The 3,434-nt window shown below is 57.7% G+C and carries 5 protein-coding genes and 1 tRNA gene; 1 reads left to right on the top strand and 5 read right to left on the bottom strand.

Features of this window, described 5'->3' with window-relative positions; translation table 11 throughout:
* Positions 1-204: 204 nt before the first annotated feature.
* A tRNA-Arg gene (locus tag CS903_RS09205) sits at positions 205-277 on the bottom strand.
* A gap of 276 nt (positions 278-553) precedes the next feature.
* Here CS903_RS09205 and CS903_RS09200 point away from each other — a divergent pair.
* The gene (locus CS903_RS09200) at positions 554-691 is read left to right on the top strand and encodes an HAD hydrolase family protein (RefSeq protein WP_099333255.1); all 138 of its coding nucleotides are present in this window, start codon (positions 554-556) and stop codon (positions 689-691) included.
* Positions 692-896: 205 nt separating this feature from the next.
* On the opposite strand, the gene CS903_RS09195 is transcribed toward CS903_RS09200, so the two are convergent.
* The 4 genes from CS903_RS09195 to CS903_RS09180 all read right to left on the bottom strand — a co-directional run bounded on the left by CS903_RS09195 (position 897) and on the right by CS903_RS09180 (position 3,429).
* Complete coding sequence (locus tag CS903_RS09195) at positions 897-1,397, bottom strand: hypothetical protein (RefSeq protein ID WP_099333254.1); 501 nt, start codon at positions 1,395-1,397, stop codon at positions 897-899.
* Complete coding sequence (locus tag CS903_RS09190; protein ID WP_099333253.1) at positions 1,391-2,044, bottom strand: SatD family protein; 654 nt, start codon at positions 2,042-2,044, stop codon at positions 1,391-1,393. The genes CS903_RS09195 and CS903_RS09190 overlap by 7 nt, the downstream gene beginning before the upstream one ends.
* 406 nt (positions 2,045-2,450) lie before the next feature.
* Complete coding sequence (locus tag CS903_RS09415; protein ID WP_164996728.1) at positions 2,451-2,591, bottom strand: hypothetical protein; 141 nt, start codon at positions 2,589-2,591, stop codon at positions 2,451-2,453.
* Positions 2,592-2,607: 16 nt separating this feature from the next.
* Positions 2,608-3,429: an IS1249 family transposase gene (locus CS903_RS09180; protein ID WP_277984890.1), complete on the bottom strand. Its 822-nt coding sequence runs from the start codon at positions 3,427-3,429 to the stop codon at positions 2,608-2,610.
* Between the last annotated feature and the right edge of the window lie 5 nt (positions 3,430-3,434).

Below are 3,434 nucleotides of genomic sequence, written 5' to 3'. Positions count from 1 at the left end.
AACTAAACCCCACAGCAACACAAACTGTCCGACCTTCAAGTTGGCAACCACCAACTTCAACCCCGACTTTGTCGCACCATCACAAGCACAACCCGACCCGCGAGCAACACCAGCTGTCCTATAAGCCAACACTTGAGAGATTTGCCGAGAATGACCCACGAAAGAGAGAACCCCGCTCGGTGGGTCTCACCGGCGGGGATTCTGCGCGCCTGGAGGGACTCGAACCCCCAACCTTCTGATCCGTAGTCAGATGCTCTATCCATTGAGCCACAGGCGCTTGGTTTGTTACCTCCGAAAGTATATGGAGCAGGCCCCTTTAAGTACAACTCCAGAGACTAAGAGGCTATCCAGATCACATTTTCACCCCGACTCAGCTTTGTCAGCACCCACCAGGTGGTCGATAACTAGAGTGGAACAGGTTCAGATCCAACCGCCGGCCGCCAAATCGCCCCATACTCGGAGGTCCCATGGCTGACAGCCCCAACTCAAGGGTCATCCTGCTCGACATCGACGGATCCGTCGTCAACTACAGGTTTGAGATTCCGACCTCGAGATGCTTGAGTTCGTCGGCACGGGTGTCGCCATGTGGAACGGCTCAGTGCGACTGAAAGAAGCGGCCGACCTCGTCACCGACCACATTGATGCGGACGGACTGGCGAACGCATTCCGCAGTCCGGGGCTGATCAACTAGCGGGATCAAGTGGGTGCCTTGATCCCTGCACTACAGCACAACCCCCAATGCAAGGACAGCCGCCAGAGCCACTCCAACTTACGAAGCTGCCAATGAGGAACTCCTCCGCCTTGAGGCCAGCACCATCTGCTGAGATCTCGGGAAACCTGACGATTCCTTTCGCAGCAATCAGTGCCACAACGATCGGAGTGGCACCTGAGAGTCCTCAGGTCACGAGAAGCACGCGCTCTAGGGGTCCAATGATCCGGCCACCACGCAACTTTTCCCCGGAGGTCTCCGTCTCTCGCACGTCTCCCTCGGTGTCCCTTGGGTAGTGGGTATCAAGCACGGTCCGACACAAACGGTTCGCCGGGCTTCCGATGAGGGCGAGCACGCCTGTGCATGCCGCAAGCTTCAACCAAGCTGGAGCAGCTGCAACGGACCCAATCGCGACCAGTATGGCCGCCCCGCCAAGCATCACCACCCAGAGTGAAATCTCCCAGCGCCAACCGTGCGCAATGAGGAATCGCCAGCTAGCTGCAGAGATAACTAGTGCGAACGACGAAGCAAGGACGATCCCAAGTGGCGCCTCGACAAGACAGTACTGAAGGAGGGATCCAAGGAGAACTGAGCTGGCAATAGTTAACACCGCGAAGAGTCCTCGGCTCCGCACCAAGGAAAGCAAGTACCCCGCACCCCAGACGGTGAGCCACAATCCCATCAGCATTCTTCGACCCTCAACTGCTGAGTCAACTCTTGGAGGCCAGAAAGAATAGCCGCAGCACCGCTTTTATGCAGTGCCATGGAGACCGCTGGTTGGCTGATCTTCTCAAGCTGAGCAACCTGCTTCTGCGTTAGACCGAGGCAGTGAGCAGCCGCAATTCGTCGTTCGCGTGAAGTCATTCGGGACACGACGTGATCCCGCATGACCAGATAGGCATTAACGCCCCCTTGGAGTGGCGATCCGATGCACCAGTTTCGCGCAGATGCGAACCCTGAATCGCTTCGAAGGTGGGCTGTGTCAATCGCCTCGCGCGCATTCCACCATGCAGACCCATCGCGAAGTTTGACATCCCCACTAGACGGAAGCTCAATCGACTCTCCCCAACCGATGCCACAGCGGATCTCTGCTTCTCCTGAGAGACTGACCTGGGCGATAAGCGTGACCAGAAGGGCATCAGACACACTGGCGAACACGCCTTGAAATTCATCCCCAACCGTCGCCTGCACAGCCACGATAGGTGGCACCATCCGTTCCGCTTGCTCGAAAGCACGCATGATAGCTTCCTGTGCAGCTTGTCGATTCTGGAGAACACGCGAACCGACAATATCAACGATTATCGCTGCAGAGTTGATCTGATCTCGCCTCTTCATGCGGCCACGATATCACTTATATTTACTAACTATAAGTACTTTTTCGGTCTCTTGAGGAGGTTCGAAAATTAGATCCGAATCGCGAAGAGTGTGGCCGAGGACGACCCTGGCCCACTATCCCATCAGAAGGGCCCGGTTCCGAAGGGAGCTCCCCTCACAACCGGACCCTCCTGGAAATAGGAACTTACTTCGCTTCCGGATCCTCAGTCGGGTCAGTTGAACCGGCAGTCTCCACAGGGGGATCGGCCGGAGCAGGCGAACTGGACTTGATGGCATTCCCGGCAGGGGTCAGGTGCGCCTCTTCCTCCGCGGCCAGCGCCGCGGCTTTCGCATCTGTGGCCCGCTTCTGCGCACTTGCCAGCTCCTGCTCTGCCGCGGCCTCTTCGGCCAGAGCCTTGGCCGCGTCCTACAACAGGTGGGCGCGCTGGGCAATGTCATCGGAGAGCTTCTGGGTGGCGATCGCCGTCTGATCCGTCAGAGGAACTGGCGGCAGCGGTGAGTAAACGGATTGGCTGGCCGGTGGCCCGAAATGGGGCTTATAGGACATTTGGTGTTGCTGGGGGTTAGTCCCAGTCGATGCGGTAAGAGCCTGCTTTGTGGAGTTCGTGCCAAGCGATCGCGTCTCCGAAGTGGCTGATACTACGGTGGTGGCGTTCTACCTCGTTGATAGCGTCATAGCGGGCCTGGATCATCGCGTCAGTGGGCATCACTTTCAACACCTGGGCTGCTGGCAGCGGATTCTCGGTATGCATGTAGCACCACCAATAGATCGCTTTGACCCGCCGCATCAATCTCATCCCCCGGTGATCACGCAACACTGATCGCAACGGCGCGTTCGTGCCACCCTCGATCAAGTTATTTGTTGAAGCCACCACCCCCGCCTCACACAAGACTGGGTCTAGATAAGAGAACAACACTCCCGCCTCTAAAAGGCGGTTCACCCCGTTACGAGCCCGCACCAGGCGCTCATGCGTCAACCGCAGTTGCCCATCAACCCAGGTCTTCTCCTCTAGGAAAGACCCCCACCGCACACACCACGCCACATAATCATCAACCCATACCCCAGCCGCTTCCGAGGTATCTAACCGCAACAAGCGCAGCCCTAAGGCATACAACTCCTTACCCGCCAGCAGGCGCGGCCTGCGGGTGGTGCCAGTCTTGATCTGGTTGAAAGCATGAAACACACAGCGTTGCACTACCGTGTCTGGCCAAACCATGCGGCGTGCCTTCTCAAACCCAGACCCACCATCAGTGACCACCACATCAGGAGGGGCGATACGAGACATCAAAGCAGCCCACGCCCTAGAGTTCTCCGTCCGCGCTAGGTACCAGCCCAACACGTAATCCTGACTCCGAGCGATCAACACCACCGCCCGACGCCCCAAATGAA

The organism is Actinomyces minihominis, from assembly GCF_900187855.1.
GTDB lineage: Bacteria > Actinomycetota > Actinomycetes > Actinomycetales > Actinomycetaceae > Scrofimicrobium > Scrofimicrobium minihominis.
Note: the sequence above shows the minus strand (reverse complement) of the source record. Positions and strands in the feature narration are given on the sequence as shown.

Bases quoted from the DNA above. Each gene is read 5' to 3' on its own strand.
- CS903_RS09200 (WP_099333255.1), top strand. From the start codon at position 554: ATGCTTGAGTTCGTCGGCACGGGTGTCGCCATGTGGAACGGCTCAGTG.
- CS903_RS09190 (WP_099333253.1), bottom strand. From the start codon at position 2,044: ATGAAGAGGCGAGATCAGATCAACTCTGCAGCGATAATCGTTGATATT.
- CS903_RS09415 (WP_164996728.1), bottom strand. From the start codon at position 2,591: ATGTCCTATAAGCCCCATTTCGGGCCACCGGCCAGCCAATCCGTTTAC.
- CS903_RS09195 (WP_099333254.1), bottom strand. From the start codon at position 1,397: ATGCTGATGGGATTGTGGCTCACCGTCTGGGGTGCGGGGTACTTGCTT.